Source organism: Mycobacterium sp. NBC_00419, assembly GCF_036023875.1.
Classification (GTDB): Bacteria; Actinomycetota; Actinomycetes; order Mycobacteriales; family Mycobacteriaceae; genus Mycobacterium.
Genome location: NZ_CP107931.1, coordinates 4,987,713 through 5,002,316 on the forward strand (window position 1 = coordinate 4,987,713; position 14,604 = coordinate 5,002,316).

Consider the following 14,604-nt stretch of genomic DNA (forward strand, 5'->3'; position numbering starts at 1 on the left):
AGGAATATCGGCGTGGATCTCGTTGTGGATACTTGCCGCTATCCGGTAGGCGGCCGCCGTCGACCATTGTAACGACTGGTTGGCACTACACCCGCTCAGCGGGCGAAATTCAGTTCTTGGCGTCGCCTGCGGCCGCCATCGCGGCGCCCACGATGCCGGCTTCGTTGAGCAGTTCGGCCGCCACTACCGGGGTGCGGTTCTTCAGAAGCGGGATCCACTTGTCGGCTTTGCGGCTGATCCCGCCACCGGCGATGAACAGGTCAGGCCAGATCAGGTTCTCGACCGCGACCAGCACTTTGGTCACCTCTTCGCTCCACCGCTCGTAGCTCCACTCCTTGCGCTCCTTGACCGAGGAGGCGGCGCGGTGCTCGGCTTCCTTGCCCCCGACCTCGAGGTGGCCGAACTCGGTATTGGGCAGCAGGACGCCTTTGTGAATGACCGCCGAGCCGATGCCGGTGCCGAAGGTCAACAACACGACGACACCGTTCTCGGCGCGCCCGGCGCCGTAGCGCTCCTCGGCCAGGCCTGCTGCGTCGGCGTCGTTGAGAACCGTCACCTGCCGGCCGTCCAGGGCGGCGCCGAAGAGCTCGGCGGCGTTGGCACCGATCCAGGCCTTGTCGACGTTGGCCGCGGTCCGCACCACCCCGTCGACGACGACGCCCGGGTAGGTGACGCCCAGGGGCCCGGTCCAGCCGAAGTGGTTGACCACCTCGGCGACGGTCTTGGCGACCGCCTCGGGTGTCGCGGGCTGGGGAGTGAGGAGCTTGAAGCGTTCGCCGATGAGTAGTCCGGTGTCCAGGTCGACGACGCCGCCCTTGACCCCGCTGCCGCCGACGTCGACGCCGAATCCTCGGTTCTGTCCTGGGGCGGTCTCAGTTCCGGTCATGGCTGCTCCTGGGCGAGGCGGGCGGTCTGCGCGATCCACACACTAATGCGTACCCACTGCCGCGTGTGCTGCGATAGCCCGGTGAATGACAACACGCCCGAGCATCTGCGCGCGCTGGCCGAGGCGCTGGCCACCGAGGCGGCGACCTTCGTGCGCCGGCGCCGTGCCGAGGTCTTCGGCGACGCCGCCGATGCCGACCGGGCCGACGCGGTGCAGTCGAAGAGCACAGCCACCGATCCGGTCACCGTGGTCGACACCGAAACCGAAGCGCTGCTGCGTGATCGGCTCGCCGCTCAGCGGCCGGGCGATCCGATCCTCGGTGAGGAGGGCGGTGGCCCGCGCGCTGATTTCGGCGGTGCGGTGTGCTGGGTGCTCGACCCCATCGACGGCACGGTGAACTTCGTCTACGGGATCCCCGCGTACGCGATCTCGATCGGCGCACAGATCGACGGCGAATCAGTGGCCGGCGCGGTTGCCGACGTGGTCAGCGGTGACGTGTATTCGGCTGCTCGCGGCGGTGGCGCGCACGTGGTGCGCGACGGCCGGCGCAGGGCCCTGCGCTGCCGCCCGGTCAGCGATCTGTCGATGGCGTTGGTGGGCACCGGCTTCGGCTATGCCGCGTCCCGCCGCGCCGAGCAGGCGGCGTTGCTGGCCGACATCCTGCCGCTGGTGCGCGATATCCGGCGGGTCGGTTCGGCGTCACTGGATCTGTGCATGGTGGCCGAGGGCCGCCTCGATGCCCACTACGAACACGGCCTGCACGTGTGGGACTGGGCGGCCGCCGCCCTGGTGGTCACCGAAGCCGGCGCCCTGGTGCGGTTCCCCGGTGACGAGGACGGCGCCGTGCTGGTGGCCGCCGCGCCGGGGGTGTTCACGCCGCTGGTCGAGACGCTGGAGCGTTTCGGGGGACTGCGTGCGCTGGACTGAGCGTCAGCAGGTTCCGTTATGGATCTTGGCGATCAGGGCCGAGTCCGCCGGTTCGGTGGCGTCCGGGCGCAGCCCGGCCAGGACGGCGTCGATGTCGTCGCTGTGGGCCAGCGTGGTGAAGTCGGTGCCGATGGCCAGGTCGACGGAGTCGTCCTTGCGGTCGTCCTGGTAGAGCTCGACGCAGGGGGCGACCAGCCAGACCGCGGCAGCACCGGCCTTGCCGTTGGCGCCGAACCGGATCTGGCCCTGGCAGGTGAGCCGGTCATTGGCGTAGACGGGGTCATTGGCCGCGGTCGGCTGCGCGAAACCAATGTCACGCAGCGCTCCGGCCACCTCGCCGGCCTGGCCGCCCTGGCCGCTGGCGTTGAGCACCCGAACCTTGGCCTCGGCGAGCTTGGCCGGCGCGACGTCGATCAGCGTCGATCGCGAGACCTGCTCACCGAGCTTCGGTGCGGCGGCGTCGGCCGAGGAAGGCGGCGCGTTGCAGGCCGCGGCTTCACGGACGTCGACCGGGCGGGTCAGGACGACGGCCCACACCAGCGCGGTGATCGCGAACAACACACCCACGGCGATGATGCCGGGCAGATAGTTGCGGCGGCGAAACGGGCGACCATGCTTGTCGAAGGCGGTTCCTTCGGTAATTTGAGCGACCACGGATGCACTCTAGAACCACCTCGGGCACCTCGGCGGAACACGCCCAACACGGGATATCAATAGACGTGACGTAAATCACACTTGAATGCGGTGTGATCTGGGCACGAATCGTTTGGCGGATGCGTTCGACGCTGATACAAAGCCTTGCTGAGGTTACGAGGGGACGAGATGGCTACCGATTACGACGCTCCACGGCGTTCAGAGACCGACGAGGTGTCCGAGGACTCACTCGAGGAGCTCAAGGCACGGCGCAACGAGGCGCAATCAGCTGTCGTCGACGTCGACGAATCAGACACTGCCGAGAACTTCGAACTGCCCGGAGCCGACCTGTCTGGGGAGGAACTATCGGTCCGGGTCATTCCCAAACAGGCCGACGAGTTCACCTGTTCGAGCTGCTTCCTGGTGCATCACCGCAGCAGGCTGGCCAGCGAGAAGAACGGCACGATGATCTGCACAGACTGCGCGGCGTAGCCGGACAGTCAGCTTCGCAGCGCCGAGAGCACCTTGTCGGGGTGCCGTGCGCTGACCAACCAGTAGGGCGTGGGGTCGTCGGGGTCGTCGAGGACGAGCAGAACCAGGGGGCCGACCCAACCGCGGTGCAGGACGAACGCCGCCGGGTCGAGCTGGCGGCCCAGGGCGGCCGACTTGGCGGTGCGGGGAATCTCGGCCGAGCGTGTCACCACCGAGACCGGCAGATGCGCTTGTCCGGCCCACAGTTCGACGTCGGGGCCGTCGCCGACCACCCTGACCTCGGTGCGTGACAGCCACAACAACACGCCGACTGCCACCAAGCCGAGCACGGCGTACGGCAACCACGTGGGCAGCGAGCGCACACCCATCGTGACTTCCTTGGCGATGATCCAGGCCGGCACCAGACCCAGCGGCCACCACCACCACGGCACCCACAGCCGCTCGCGATAACGCAGGGTTTGCGAGGTCACACGCGAACCAGACACGGGGCCAAGGGTAGTCTGTGGCATCGTGCCGACCAGTCTCGCGGTGGTTCGCCTGGACCGCGATCTTCCTATGCCCAGCCGTGCCCATGCCGGCGATGCCGGTGTCGATCTGTACTCGGCGCAGGACGTCGACCTGGCGCCGGGGCATCGTGCCCTGGTGGGTACCGGGATCGCCGTCGCGATTCCCCACGGCATGGTCGGGCTGGTTCATCCGCGTTCCGGTTTGGCTGCGCGCGTTGGACTTTCGATCGTGAACAGCCCCGGCACGATTGATGCGGGCTATCGCGGGGAAATCAAGCTCTCATTGATCAACCTCGACCCGACCACGCCGATCGAGATTCGGCGCGGCGACCGCATCGCCCAGCTCGTGGTCCAGCGGGTCGAACTACCAGAGCTGGTCGAAGTGGTCTCGTTCGACGAGGCCGGACTGGCAGACACCACCCGTGGCGAGGGCGGCCACGGATCCTCCGGCGGACATGCGAGTTTGTGATGGCATTCGGCAGACGTAAGAACGACGATTCCCGCGACGAGACCCCCGACACGCCGGTGGTGGCCTCCGAATCGCAGGACGACGACATCGAGGACCTCGAGGAGCTCGACGGCGGGCCCTTCGACATCGAGGACTTCGACAACCCCGACGACGCTGCGGAGGCGCGCCTCGATCTCGGGTCGGTGCTGATCCCGATGCCGGCGGCTGGTCAGGTTCAGGTGGAACTGAACGAGGGCGGCGTGCCCAGCGCGATCTGGGTCGTCACCCCCAATGGCCGGTTCACAATCGCCGCCTACGCCGCTCCCAAGACGGCCGGACTGTGGCGCGAGGTCGCCGGTGAACTGGCCGACTCGCTGCGCAAGGACAACGCCCAGGTGTCCATCCAGGACGGCCCGTGGGGCCGCGAGGTTGTGGGCACCGGCGCCGGTGTCGTGCGGTTCATCGGGGTCGACGGATTCCGGTGGATGATCCGCTGCGTGGTCAACGGCGGCCCCGAAACCATGGACCGGCTGACCGCCGAGGCGCGGGAAGCGTTGTCCGACACAGTCGTTCGTCGCGGTGAGACCCCGTTGCCGGTGCGCACACCGCTGCCGGTCCAGCTGCCCGAGCCGATGGCCGAACAGCTTCGTCAGGCTGCCGCCCAGCAGGCGCAGATGGCCGCCGCCCAGCAGGCGCTGATCCAGCAACAGCAGCAGGCGCAGGGACTTGCGCCCGTCGAGCGGCGCAGTGCGTCGGGTTCGGCGATGCAGCAGCTGCGCAGCACCAGCACCGGCGGGTAGCTAGCCCGCAGCCTCGTTCAGCGCGTCCAGGCAGGCCGCGCCCAACAGGCTCGGCTGCGGCCCGAATTCATCGAGTGTGACGGTGCGTAGCGCTGCGCGCGGTGCCGCCGACACCCACTCCAGTGCCACCTCCAGCGGGTGGATCGGGTCGTCGGTGGCACCGACCACTCCCATCGGCACGCCGAGCCGCTCGAACTCCGCAGTGGTGGGGGAGACGTAGCGTGCGGCTTCCTCCATCGCCTCAGGTAGCTGCGGCCACTGCGCCAGCCAGCTGCGGGTGAGCTCGTCGGCGAGCCAGGCCGGACTGGAGTCGCGCATCTGTGCCGTCGTGGCCGCCAGGCCATCGGTGCGCAACTGATGTGCGGTGTGGCGGGCGGCCAGTGCGGCGGCAGCCTGGTTCGGGTCACCGGTCCACGGCGGCAGTGCTGCCAGCACCGCCACGACGCGCTCGGGGTGCGCCAGCGCCCACGCTGCGGCGACGGCCGCGCCGATGGACACGCCGCCCACCGCGACCGGGCCGTGCCGGGCGGCGTCGTCGAGCGCCCAGAGATAGCCACTGACCAGGCTTTTCGGCTGTGGTGCGACGGCCACTACCACCGCACCGGCCCGGTGTAGGGGTGCACTGAAGGCGCGGTAGACGTAGTCGTCGTCGGAGCCGGTTCCGGGCAGCAGAACCGCCGTCACGCCATGCAGAGTGATCGACATAGCGGCAATCGTGCCTTGTGTCGATAGAACCGCGTCCGCTCCGGGTATGCCGCGTGGCATTGGGGAACCAACAGGTCTACCGTGACGTTGGCAGTGTGATCGAACTTCAGGAGAGGCCATGGCTACGGCCGAAGGTTTTGTTCGCCGCATCACGCGTCGGTTGACGGAAGATCCCGAGCAACGCGACGCCGAGGAGCTGACCGGCGAGGCCGCCAGCACCGGTGCACATCGGGCCGTCGACTGTCGGCGCGGACAAGAAGTCACGATGGTCGGCACGCTGCGCAGCGTGGACACCAATGCCAAGGGCTGTGCGGGCGGCGTGCGCGCCGAACTCTTCGACGGCACCGACATCGTCACCTTGGTCTGGCTGGGCCAGCGCCGCATCCCCGGCATCGAGTCCGGACGGACCCTGCGGGTACATGGCCGGCTCGGCACCCTGGAGAACGGCGGCAAGGCCATCTACAACCCGCACTACGAGATCCAGCGTTGAGCGAGGCGCAGGCCACCTCCGAACCCGTGGACGAAGAAGTCAAGAAAACCCCGGCGCAGGCGCTGCTGGCCCAGATGGGCGGCATCAGCGGACTCATCTACTCCGCCCTCCCCGTCGCCGTCCTCGTCCCGGTCAACACCGCCTTCGGGCTCGTTCCCGCCATCAGTGCCGCTCTGGGTGTGGCCGCGCTGATCCTGGTGTGGCGACTGATCCGCCGGGACTCCGTGCAACCCGCCATCTCAGGGTTCATCGGCGTGGGCATCAGCGCCCTGATCGCCTGGATCGTCGGAGCCTCGAAGGGGTACTTCCTGCTCGGCATCTGGACCTCGCTGCTGTGGGCCACGGTGTTCGCCGCCTCGATCCTGATCCGCCGGCCGGTGGTCGGTTACGTGTGGAGCTGGATCAACGGTCATGACCGCGCCTGGCGGCAGAGCAGGCGAGCGGTGTTGGCTTTCGACATCGCCACCTTGACCTGGGTACTGGTGTTCGGCGCCCGCTTCGTGGTTCAGCATCAGCTCTACGACGCCGACCGGACGGGCTGGCTGGGTGTGGCCCGTATCGCGATGGGCTGGCCGTTGACCGCGGTCGCAGCCCTGGTGACCTATTTGGCGATCCGCGTCGCCCAGCGTGCGGTGCACGCCCGGCATGCCGAAGAAGAGGCCGACACCGAGATCGAGCCGGCCGGCGACTGAAGCGTCAGCCTTAGGATTCCGCGAGCACCGTCGAGCGCAGTTCGCCCTCGACCTCCGGTGCGGCGACGAACAACAACTCGTCACCGCCTTCCAGCGGCTCGTCCGGTTCGGGCACGATCACCCGCGGACCGCGCAGGATCGTCACCAGCGTCGCGTCGCGCGGCAGGGTCAGCTTGCGCACCGGCCTGCCACCCCAAGGCGTGTCGTCGGGCAGCGTGATCTCGACGAGGTTGGCGTGGCCTTGGCGGAACTGCATCAGACGCACGAGATCGCCCACCGCGACGGCCTCCTCGACCAGGGAGGCCAGCATGCGCGGGGTGGAGACCGCGACGTCGACGCCCCAGGCGCTGTCGAACAGCCACTCGTTGCGCGGGTCGTTGACGCGGGCCACCACCCGCGACACCGCGAACTCGGTCTTGGCGAGCAACGAGAGCACCACGTTGGCCTTGTCGTCGCCGGTCGCGGCGATCACCACGTCGAACTCCTCGAGGTGCACCGCCTCGAGGAGGCTGAGCTCGCACGCGTCACCGAGGCGCCAGTGCGCGGCCGGGATCGCGTCGACGTCGACATGCTCGGCGTTGCGCTCGATCAGGGTGACGTCGTGGTGGTTGTCCACGAGCTCGCGGGCGATCGAACGACCGACCGCGCCGGCCCCGCCGATCGCGACCTTCAACCGTTTCTCGCCCATCTGGCTAGTGCCCCTCTCCGGCGTCCGGCCCCGGTGGTAGCGCGGCGATCGCCAGCGCCTCGGCGGCACGCCCGGACACCGCCGCGACGTAGACCTGATCGCCGGCCTGCACGACGGTCTTGGCTTCGGGCAGGATTCCGGTGCCGAATCGGATCAGGAACGCCACTCGCGCGCCGGTGGCCTCCTCCAGGGTGGTCACCCGGTGACCCACCCACCCTTCGTGCAGCGAGACTTCCGCGACTGCCACGGTGCCGGTGGGATCGCGCCACTTGGTGGTCTCGGTGTCGCCGACGAGCGCGTTGAGCAGCCGGTCGGTGGTCCACGGCACGGTGGCCACCGTGGGGATGCCGAGGCGTTCGTAAACGGCCGCGCGCTTGGCGTCGTAGATGCGGGCCACCACCCGCTTCACGCCGAAGGTCTCGCGGGCGACTCTCGCGGAGATGATGTTGGAGTTGTCACCGGAGGACACCGCGGCAAAGGCGTCGGCATTCTGAATACCCGCGCGCAGCAACACTTCCCGGTCAAAGCCCATGCCCTGCACCCGCTCGCCGGAGAACTCCGGGGACAGTCGGTGGAAGGCCGTTCCGTCGCGGTCGATGATTGCGACGTCATGCCCGATCCGGGATAGCGCGTCGGCCAGCGAGGCGCCTACTCGGCCGCACCCCATCACCACTATCCGCACCAGCTGTCCTCTCGGCTACGTCGTGCGTCGGCCCGCCGCAGCGGGGGCCGGAAAGTGGCTGACCCATGCGTGCGGACAACGACAGTATGGGGAACGCTACAGCCAAACGCCGTTGGGCTTAGTCTTGGCACTCGTGTCTAAGCTTTCGACCGCCGCGCGTCGGCTGGTCCTGGGGCAACCCTTCCGCAGCGACAAGCTCAGCCACACGCTGCTGCCCAAGCGGATCGCCCTTCCTGTCTTCGCCTCCGATGCCATGTCGTCGGTGGCATACGCGCCCGAGGAAATCTTCCTGGTGCTCTCGGTCGCCGGGCTGGCCGCGTATTCGATGGCGCCGTGGATCGGACTGGCAGTCGCCCTGGTGATGCTCGTCGTGGTCGCGTCCTACCGGCAGAACGTGCACGCCTACCCGTCCGGCGGCGGCGACTACGAGGTGGTGACCACCAATCTGGGGCCGACTGCGGGGCTGACGGTGGCCAGCGCGCTGCTCGTCGACTACGTGCTGACCGTCGCGGTGTCGATGGCCTCGGCGATGTCGAACATCGGCTCGGCGGTCCCGTTCATCAACGAGCACAAAGTGATCTTCGCGGTCACCGCGATCGTGCTGCTGACGGCGGCCAACCTGCGGGGGATCCGGGAATCGGGCACCGCTTTCGCCATCCCGACCTACGCCTTCATGATCGCCATGTTCCTGATGCTGCTGTGGGGGTTCTTCCAGATCCACGTCCTGGGCCACCACCTGCAGGCTGAGTCGGCCGGTTTCGGCCTGCGTTCCGAACACGGTGACGTCATGGGCCTGGCGCTGGTGTTCCTGGTCGCCCGCTCGTTCTCGTCCGGCTGTGCGGCGCTGACCGGTGTGGAGGCGATCAGCAACGGGGTGCCGGCGTTCCGCAAACCCAAGTCGAAGAACGCCGCGACCACGCTGGCCCTGCTGGGTGGTGTCGCGGTGACGCTCTTCATCGGCATGATCGTGTTGTCCCTGGAGACCGGCGCCAAGGTCGCCGAGCGGCCCGAGGAACAGCTCATCGGGGCACCGCCGGGCTACCAGCAGAAGACTCTGGTGGCGCAGCTGGCCGACTCGATCTTCCACAACTTCCCGCCGGGGCTGTTCCTGATCACCGGCGTTACCGCGCTGATCCTGGTGCTGGCCGCCAACACCGCGTTCAACGGCTTCCCGGTGCTGGGCTCCATCCTGGCCCAGGACCGCTACCTGCCGCGCCAGCTGCACACCCGCGGCGACCGGCTGGCGTTCTCCAACGGCATCGTCTTCCTGGCGCTGGCGGCCATCGCCTTCGTGGTGGCATTCCGCGCCGAGGTCACCGCGCTGATCCAGCTCTACATCGTGGGTGTGTTCATTTCGTTCACGCTCAGCCAGATCGGCATGGTGCGGCACTGGACCCGGCATCTGCGCACCGAAACCGACCCGGCGGCCCGGCGCCGCATGATCCGCGCGCGGGTGATCAACACCATCGGATTCATCGCCACCGGCTCTGTGCTGATCGTGGTGCTGGTCACCAAATTCGCTGCCGGCGCGTGGATTGCGATCGTGGCGATGTCGAGCCTGTTCGTCCTGATGAAGGCGATCCACAAGCACTACGACACGGTGTCGCGGGAGCTGGCCGCCCAGGAGGCCGAGCAGGGCGACATCGTATTGCCCAGCCGCAACCATGCTGTCGTGCTGGTCTCCAAGCTGCACCTGCCGACGCTGCGCGCGTTGTCCTACGCCAGGGCGACCCGCCCGGATGTGCTCGAGGCCATCACCGTCAACGTCGACGACGCCGAGACACGTCAGCTGGTGCACACCTGGGAGGACAGCGACGTCACGGTGCCGCTGAAAGTCGTTGCCTCCCCGTACCGGGAAGTCACCCGCCCGGTGCTGGACTACGTCAAGCGGATCAGCAAGGAAGCCCCGCGCACCGTCGTCACGGTCTTCATCCCCGAGTACGTCGTCGGTCACTGGTGGGAACAGATCCTGCACAACCAGAGCGCGTTGCGCCTGAAAGGCCGGCTGCTGTTCATGCCCAACGTGATGGTGACTTCTGTTCCATGGCAACTGAATTCCTCCGAGCGCCTGCACGATATGCAGGAGCAGAACGCGCCCGGTGACGTTCGCCGCGGTTTCGTCGAGTGACCGTACCCGTCCCGACCGAACTGGTTCTCGACACCGGTCCGGCAGCAAACGGCGGCAGCTGCGTGGCCCGGCACGAGGGCCGCGTGGTTTTCGTCCGCTACGCGCTGCCGGGGGAGCGGGTCCGCGCCCGGGTGACTGGCGATCGCGGATCGTATTGGCACGCAGAAGCTTTCGAGATCATTGAACCGTCCCCCGACCGCGTCGAGTCGCTGTGCCAGATCGCCGGAGTGGACGGTGCGGGCTGCTGCGATCTGGCCTTCGCCGACCCTGCTGCCGCCCGCGCGATCAAGGGGCAGGTGGTCGCCAACCAGCTGGCGCGCCTGGGCGACTTCACCTGGGACGGTGTCGCCGAACCTGTCGGTGACGGGGCGGCGACGGGTTGGCGTACCCGGGTACGACTGGCGGTGGGCGACGACGGCCGGGCCGGTTTCCACCGCTATCACAGCGAGGAACTCGTCACCGATCTGCACTGCGGGCAGCTACCGGCCGGCATGCTCGACGGGCTGGATGCCATCCGGTGGGAACCCGGCGAGCAGGTGCACGTGGTGCTCGATGACGACGGCGGCCGCCACATCGTGTGCACTACCCGGCAGCCGCGGCGCACGCGTGTCGTGGAGGGCGCCGAGGAGACCGTGCAGCGCGTCGGTGATCGGGTGTGGCGGGTGCCGGTGACCGGGTTCTGGCAGGCGCACCGCGAGGCCGCCTCGACCTACAGCGCGCTGGTGCGCCAATGGGCCGCCGACAGCGCCGCGACCACAGCGTGGGATCTGTACGGCGGGGTGGGGCTGTTCGCCGCGGTGCTCGCCGACGTCGTCGGTGAGAGCGGACGAGTCCTGTCCGTTGACACCTCGCGCAACGCCACTCGTTCGGCGCGCGCAGCCTTGGCCGATCTGCCGCAGGTCGAGATCCTCACCGAGTCGGTACGCCGCGCGCTCGGCGCCGCGCGTGCCGGCGCGGACATCGCGGTACTCGACCCGCCGCGGTCGGGGGCCGGGCGCGAGGTCATCGATCTGCTCGCCGAAGCCGGGGTCCCGCGGGTCATCCACGTCGGTTGTGAGGCCGCCGCGTTCGCCCGCGACATCGGCCTGTACCGGGCCCGCGGGTACACCGTCGAGCAGATCCGGGTGTTCGACTCGTTCCCGCTGACCCATCACATCGAATGCGTTGCCCTACTGACGCGGTGAAGCCTCGGTAGACTCACCGCCCGAATGGTGTGCCGGGAAGTCTGGTCGGCAGCGAACCCTGTCCCGTCGACGACGAGGTGAATCGTGGCCGAGCGAAAGCCCTTGTTGCAGCGCGCGCTGTTCTCCCGTGGCTCCTGGTCGGAGACGGCCCGCGTCACCACCATCCTGCGCAAGGAGACCGTCGGCGGCGCGCTGCTGCTCGTCGCCGCTGCGACGGCGCTCATCTGGGCCAACTCGAAGTGGTCGGCGTCGTATCACAACCTGACGGCCTTCCACGTCGGCACCGACCGGCTCGGCCTGCACCTTGATCTGAGTCTGGGGGGTTGGGCTGCCGACGGTCTGCTGGCCATCTTCTTCTTCGTCGTCGGGCTCGAACTCAAGCGCGAGTTCGTCGCCGGCGACCTGCGCGACGCGAGCCGTGCGGCGCTGCCCATCGCCGCGGCCGTCGGCGGCATGGTGGTTCCGGCGGCCATCTTCGTGGCCTTCACCGCCAACGCCGGTGACGGTGCCATGCGGGGATGGGCCATCCCGACCGCCACCGACATCGCCTTCGCTGTAGCGGTGCTCGCCGTCATCTCCACCCACCTGCCCTCGGCGCTGCGGACGTTCCTGCTGACCCTGGCGGTGGTCGACGATCTGCTGGCGATCACCGTGATCGCGGTGTTCTACACCGAGAAGATCAAGTTCGTCGCGCTGCTGGCCGCGTTGATTCCGCTGGCACTGTTCGCGTTCCTGGTGCAGCGGCGCATCCGGTCCTGGTGGCTGCTGCTGCCACTGGCCGCACTCACCTGGGCGTTCGTCCACGAGTCCGGGGTGCACGCCACGGTGGCCGGAGTGCTGCTGGGCTTCACCGTCCCGGTGCTGCGCAACGAGCGCGACCACGGTGACACCGGGCCCGGGCTGGCCGAGCATTTCGAGCACGTGATGCGGCCGGTGTCGGCCGGTTTCGCGGTCCCCGTGTTCGCGTTTTTCGCCGCCGGCGTGACCTTCGGTGGCTATGACGGATTGATGACAGCGCTGCGACATCCCATTGCGTTGGGGATCGTTTTCGGGCTGGTGCTGGGCAAGACGGTGGGGGTGTTCGGCACCACCTGGATTCTGGCCGCCGCGACCCGCGCCAGCCTGGACTCGGCACTGCGCTGGATCGACGTCTTCGGGATGTCGCTGCTGGCCGGTATCGGGTTCACGGTATCCCTGCTGATCGGGGATTTGGCGTACGAATCGGGGTCCGCACGCGACGACATAGTCAAGGTCGCTGTGCTCAGTGGCAGTTTGCTGGCCGCGTTGCTCGCGGCCATCGTGCTGCGCCTGCGCAACCGCCACTACCGGTCGGTGTGGCTGCTGGAAACACGTGACGCAGACCACGACGGAATGCCCGACATCTACAAGTCTCAGCAGGACTGATCGCCGAGGGCGTGCGTAGACTGGCCTGATGTTGGAACAGGTCCGCGGCCCTGCTGATCTGCAACACCTGTCGCAAGACGAGCTCAGCGAGCTGGCCGCAGAGATTCGCCAGTTCCTGATCCATAAGGTCGCTGCGACGGGTGGGCACCTGGGGCCCAATCTCGGCGTGGTCGAGCTGACGCTGGCGTTGCACCGCGTCTTCGACTCGCCGCACGATCCGATTCTCTTCGACACCGGCCATCAGGCTTATGTGCACAAGATGCTCACCGGCCGCAGCGCCGACTTCGACTCGCTGCGCAAGAAGGACGGCCTGTCCGGCTATCCGTCGCGGACCGAGAGCGAGCACGACTGGGTCGAATCGAGCCATGCGTCTTCGGCGCTGTCCTATGCCGACGGCCTGTCCAAGGCCTTCGAGCTCGCCGGTCACCGCAACCGCCATGTGGTTGCGGTCGTCGGCGACGGCGCACTGACCGGCGGTATGTGCTGGGAGGCGCTGAACAACATCGCCGCCTCGCGTCGCCCGGTGGTCATCGTCGTCAACGACAACGGCCGCAGCTATGCCCCGACCATCGGCGGCCTGGCCAACCACCTGGCCGGTCTTCGGCTGCAGCCCGGCTACGAGCGTGTCCTCGAGCGGGGCCGGACGGCGGTTCGCGGCATGCCGTTGGTGGGCGAGGCGTTCTACCAGGCCCTGCACAGCGTCAAGGCCGGGCTCAAGGATGCGCTGTCGCCGCAGGCGATGTTCACCGACCTGGGATTGAAGTACGTCGGCCCGATCGACGGTCACGACGAGCACGCGGTGGAGAACGCCCTGCGGCACGCCCGCGGCTTCAACGCCCCGGTGATCGTCCACGTCGTCACCCGCAAGGGCATGGGCTACGCACCCGCCGAGAACGACGAGGCCGAGCAGATGCACTCCACCGGTGTCATCGACCCGGTGACCGGGCGGGCCACCCAGGCCTCGGCGCCGGGATGGACCGCGGTGTTCTCCGACGCGCTCATCACCTACGCCGCCAAGCGCCGCGACATCGTCGCGATCACTGCGGCCATGCCCGGCCCGACCGGTCTGTCGGCCTTCGGCGAGCGATTCCCGGACCGGCTCTTCGATGTCGGCATCGCCGAGCAGCACGCCATGACCTCGGCGGCCGGCTTGGCGATGGGTGGACTGCATCCGGTGGTGGCGATCTACTCGACCTTCCTCAACCGGGCCTTCGACCAGATCATGATGGACGTCGCGCTGCACAGGCTGCCGGTGACGATTGTGCTCGACCGGGCCGGTGTTACCGGCAACGACGGCGCCAGTCACAACGGCATCTGGGACATGTCGATGCTCAACATCGTGCCCGGTATCCGGGTCGCCGCCCCGCGCGACGGGGCGCGGCTGCGGGAGGAGCTCGGCGAAGCGCTCGAGATCAATGACGGCCCGACGGCGCTACGGTTCCCTAAAGGACCTGTGGGAGAAGACATTCCGGCCATCGAGCGGCGTGCCGGGGTGGACATCCTGGCCTCGCCGTCCGACGGCCTCGGCAACGACGTGCTGCTGATTGCGGTGGGCTCGTTCGCCTCGATGGCACTCAAGGTCGCCCAGCGCCTGCGTAACCAGGGGATCGGTGTGACGGTCGTCGACCCGCGGTGGGTCATTCCCGTACCCGAAGCCATTGCGCCGCTGGCCACGTCGCACAAGCTCGTCGTCACCCTCGAGGACAACGGTGTGCGCGGCGGTGTCGGCTCGGCTATCTCGGCGGCGTTGCGCGCCGCGGAAATCGACGTGCCGTGCCGCGATGTCGGTGTGCCCCAGCAGTTCCTGGAGCATGCCGCGCGCGGTGAGGTGCTCGAGCAGGTGGGGTTGACCGAGCAGAACGTGGCCCGCCAGGTGACCGGCTGGGTGGCCGCACTGGGCGCGCTCGACGAGAGTGTCAGCGAGCAGGTCGACTAAGTC

At 68.3% G+C, this 14,604-nt stretch carries 16 protein-coding genes; 10 read left to right on the plus strand and 6 right to left on the minus strand.

Going from position 1 to position 14,604, the window contains the following annotated elements; translation table 11 throughout:
• Positions 1 to 109: 109 nt before the first annotated feature.
• Complete coding sequence (gene ppgK / locus OG976_RS23855; RefSeq protein ID WP_328354574.1) at positions 110 to 886, minus strand: polyphosphate--glucose phosphotransferase; 777 nt, start codon at positions 884 to 886, stop codon at positions 110 to 112.
• Between the two features lie 45 nt (positions 887 to 931).
• Between ppgK and OG976_RS23860 the strand changes: the two genes are divergently transcribed.
• Positions 932 to 1,813 (plus strand): inositol monophosphatase family protein, encoded by an 882-nt coding sequence (locus OG976_RS23860; protein WP_442930380.1) that lies wholly within the window; start codon positions 932 to 934, stop codon positions 1,811 to 1,813.
• Positions 1,814 to 1,816: 3 nt separating this feature from the next.
• Here OG976_RS23860 and cei read toward each other — a convergent pair whose 3' ends face one another.
• Positions 1,817 to 2,467, minus strand: a complete 651-nt coding sequence (cei, locus tag OG976_RS23865) for an envelope integrity protein Cei (RefSeq protein WP_328354579.1) — start codon at positions 2,465 to 2,467, stop codon at positions 1,817 to 1,819.
• A 168-nt stretch (positions 2,468 to 2,635) separates the two neighbouring features.
• On the opposite strand from cei, the gene OG976_RS23870 reads away from it, so the two are divergent.
• Entirely contained in the window at positions 2,636 to 2,938 is a 303-nt protein-coding gene (locus OG976_RS23870; protein ID WP_328354583.1) for a DUF4193 domain-containing protein, read from the plus strand.
• Between the two features lie 8 nt (positions 2,939 to 2,946).
• Here OG976_RS23870 and OG976_RS23875 read toward each other — a convergent pair whose 3' ends face one another.
• A complete protein-coding gene (locus tag OG976_RS23875) occupies positions 2,947 to 3,423 on the minus strand; it encodes a DUF3093 domain-containing protein (protein ID WP_328354586.1) in 477 nt (158 codons plus the stop codon).
• Positions 3,424 to 3,448: 25 nt separating this feature from the next.
• Here OG976_RS23875 and dut point away from each other — a divergent pair, with 25 nt between their 5' ends.
• Positions 3,449 to 3,913, plus strand: coding sequence for a dUTP diphosphatase (gene dut, locus OG976_RS23880; RefSeq protein ID WP_328354589.1), 465 nt, complete (start codon positions 3,449 to 3,451; stop codon positions 3,911 to 3,913).
• A complete protein-coding gene (locus tag OG976_RS23885) occupies positions 3,913 to 4,692 on the plus strand; it encodes a DUF3710 domain-containing protein (RefSeq protein WP_328354591.1) in 780 nt (259 codons plus the stop codon). The genes dut and OG976_RS23885 overlap by 1 nt, the downstream gene beginning before the upstream one ends.
• Here OG976_RS23885 and OG976_RS23890 read toward each other — a convergent pair whose 3' ends face one another.
• On the minus strand, positions 4,693 to 5,397 hold the full coding sequence (locus OG976_RS23890) for an alpha/beta hydrolase (protein ID WP_328354592.1): 705 nt from the start codon (positions 5,395 to 5,397) through the stop codon (positions 4,693 to 4,695).
• Positions 5,398 to 5,515: 118 nt separating this feature from the next.
• On the opposite strand from OG976_RS23890, the gene OG976_RS23895 reads away from it, so the two are divergent.
• Entirely contained in the window at positions 5,516 to 5,887 is a 372-nt protein-coding gene (locus OG976_RS23895; RefSeq protein ID WP_328354594.1) for an OB-fold nucleic acid binding domain-containing protein, read from the plus strand.
• A gap of 74 nt (positions 5,888 to 5,961) precedes the next feature.
• Positions 5,962 to 6,579: a DUF3159 domain-containing protein gene (locus tag OG976_RS23900; RefSeq protein WP_328363950.1), complete on the plus strand. Its 618-nt coding sequence runs from the start codon at positions 5,962 to 5,964 to the stop codon at positions 6,577 to 6,579.
• Positions 6,580 to 6,589: 10 nt separating this feature from the next.
• On the opposite strand, the gene OG976_RS23905 is transcribed toward OG976_RS23900, so the two are convergent.
• Positions 6,590 to 7,252 (minus strand): potassium channel family protein, encoded by a 663-nt coding sequence (locus OG976_RS23905; RefSeq protein ID WP_328363952.1) that lies wholly within the window; start codon positions 7,250 to 7,252, stop codon positions 6,590 to 6,592.
• Positions 7,253 to 7,271: 19 nt separating this feature from the next.
• On the minus strand, positions 7,272 to 7,949 hold the full coding sequence (locus OG976_RS23910; RefSeq protein WP_328354596.1) for a potassium channel family protein: 678 nt from the start codon (positions 7,947 to 7,949) through the stop codon (positions 7,272 to 7,274).
• Positions 7,950 to 8,082: 133 nt separating this feature from the next.
• On the opposite strand from OG976_RS23910, the gene OG976_RS23915 reads away from it, so the two are divergent.
• The 4 genes from OG976_RS23915 to dxs all read left to right on the plus strand — a co-directional run bounded on the left by OG976_RS23915 (position 8,083) and on the right by dxs (position 14,601).
• Positions 8,083 to 10,077 (plus strand): APC family permease, encoded by a 1,995-nt coding sequence (locus OG976_RS23915; protein ID WP_328354599.1) that lies wholly within the window; start codon positions 8,083 to 8,085, stop codon positions 10,075 to 10,077.
• Positions 10,074 to 11,261: a class I SAM-dependent RNA methyltransferase gene (locus OG976_RS23920; protein ID WP_328354602.1), complete on the plus strand. Its 1,188-nt coding sequence runs from the start codon at positions 10,074 to 10,076 to the stop codon at positions 11,259 to 11,261. Before OG976_RS23915 ends, OG976_RS23920 begins: the two co-directional genes overlap by 4 nt.
• An 84-nt stretch (positions 11,262 to 11,345) precedes the next feature.
• Positions 11,346 to 12,665 carry a Na+/H+ antiporter NhaA gene (gene nhaA / locus OG976_RS23925; RefSeq protein WP_328354605.1) on the plus strand — a complete coding sequence of 440 codons (1,320 nt, stop codon included), beginning with the start codon at positions 11,346 to 11,348 and terminating at the stop codon, positions 12,663 to 12,665.
• A 28-nt stretch (positions 12,666 to 12,693) separates the two neighbouring features.
• Positions 12,694 to 14,601 carry a 1-deoxy-D-xylulose-5-phosphate synthase gene (gene dxs / locus OG976_RS23930; RefSeq protein WP_328354608.1) on the plus strand — a complete coding sequence of 636 codons (1,908 nt, stop codon included), beginning with the start codon at positions 12,694 to 12,696 and terminating at the stop codon, positions 14,599 to 14,601.
• The last annotated feature ends 3 nt before the right edge of the window (positions 14,602 to 14,604 follow it).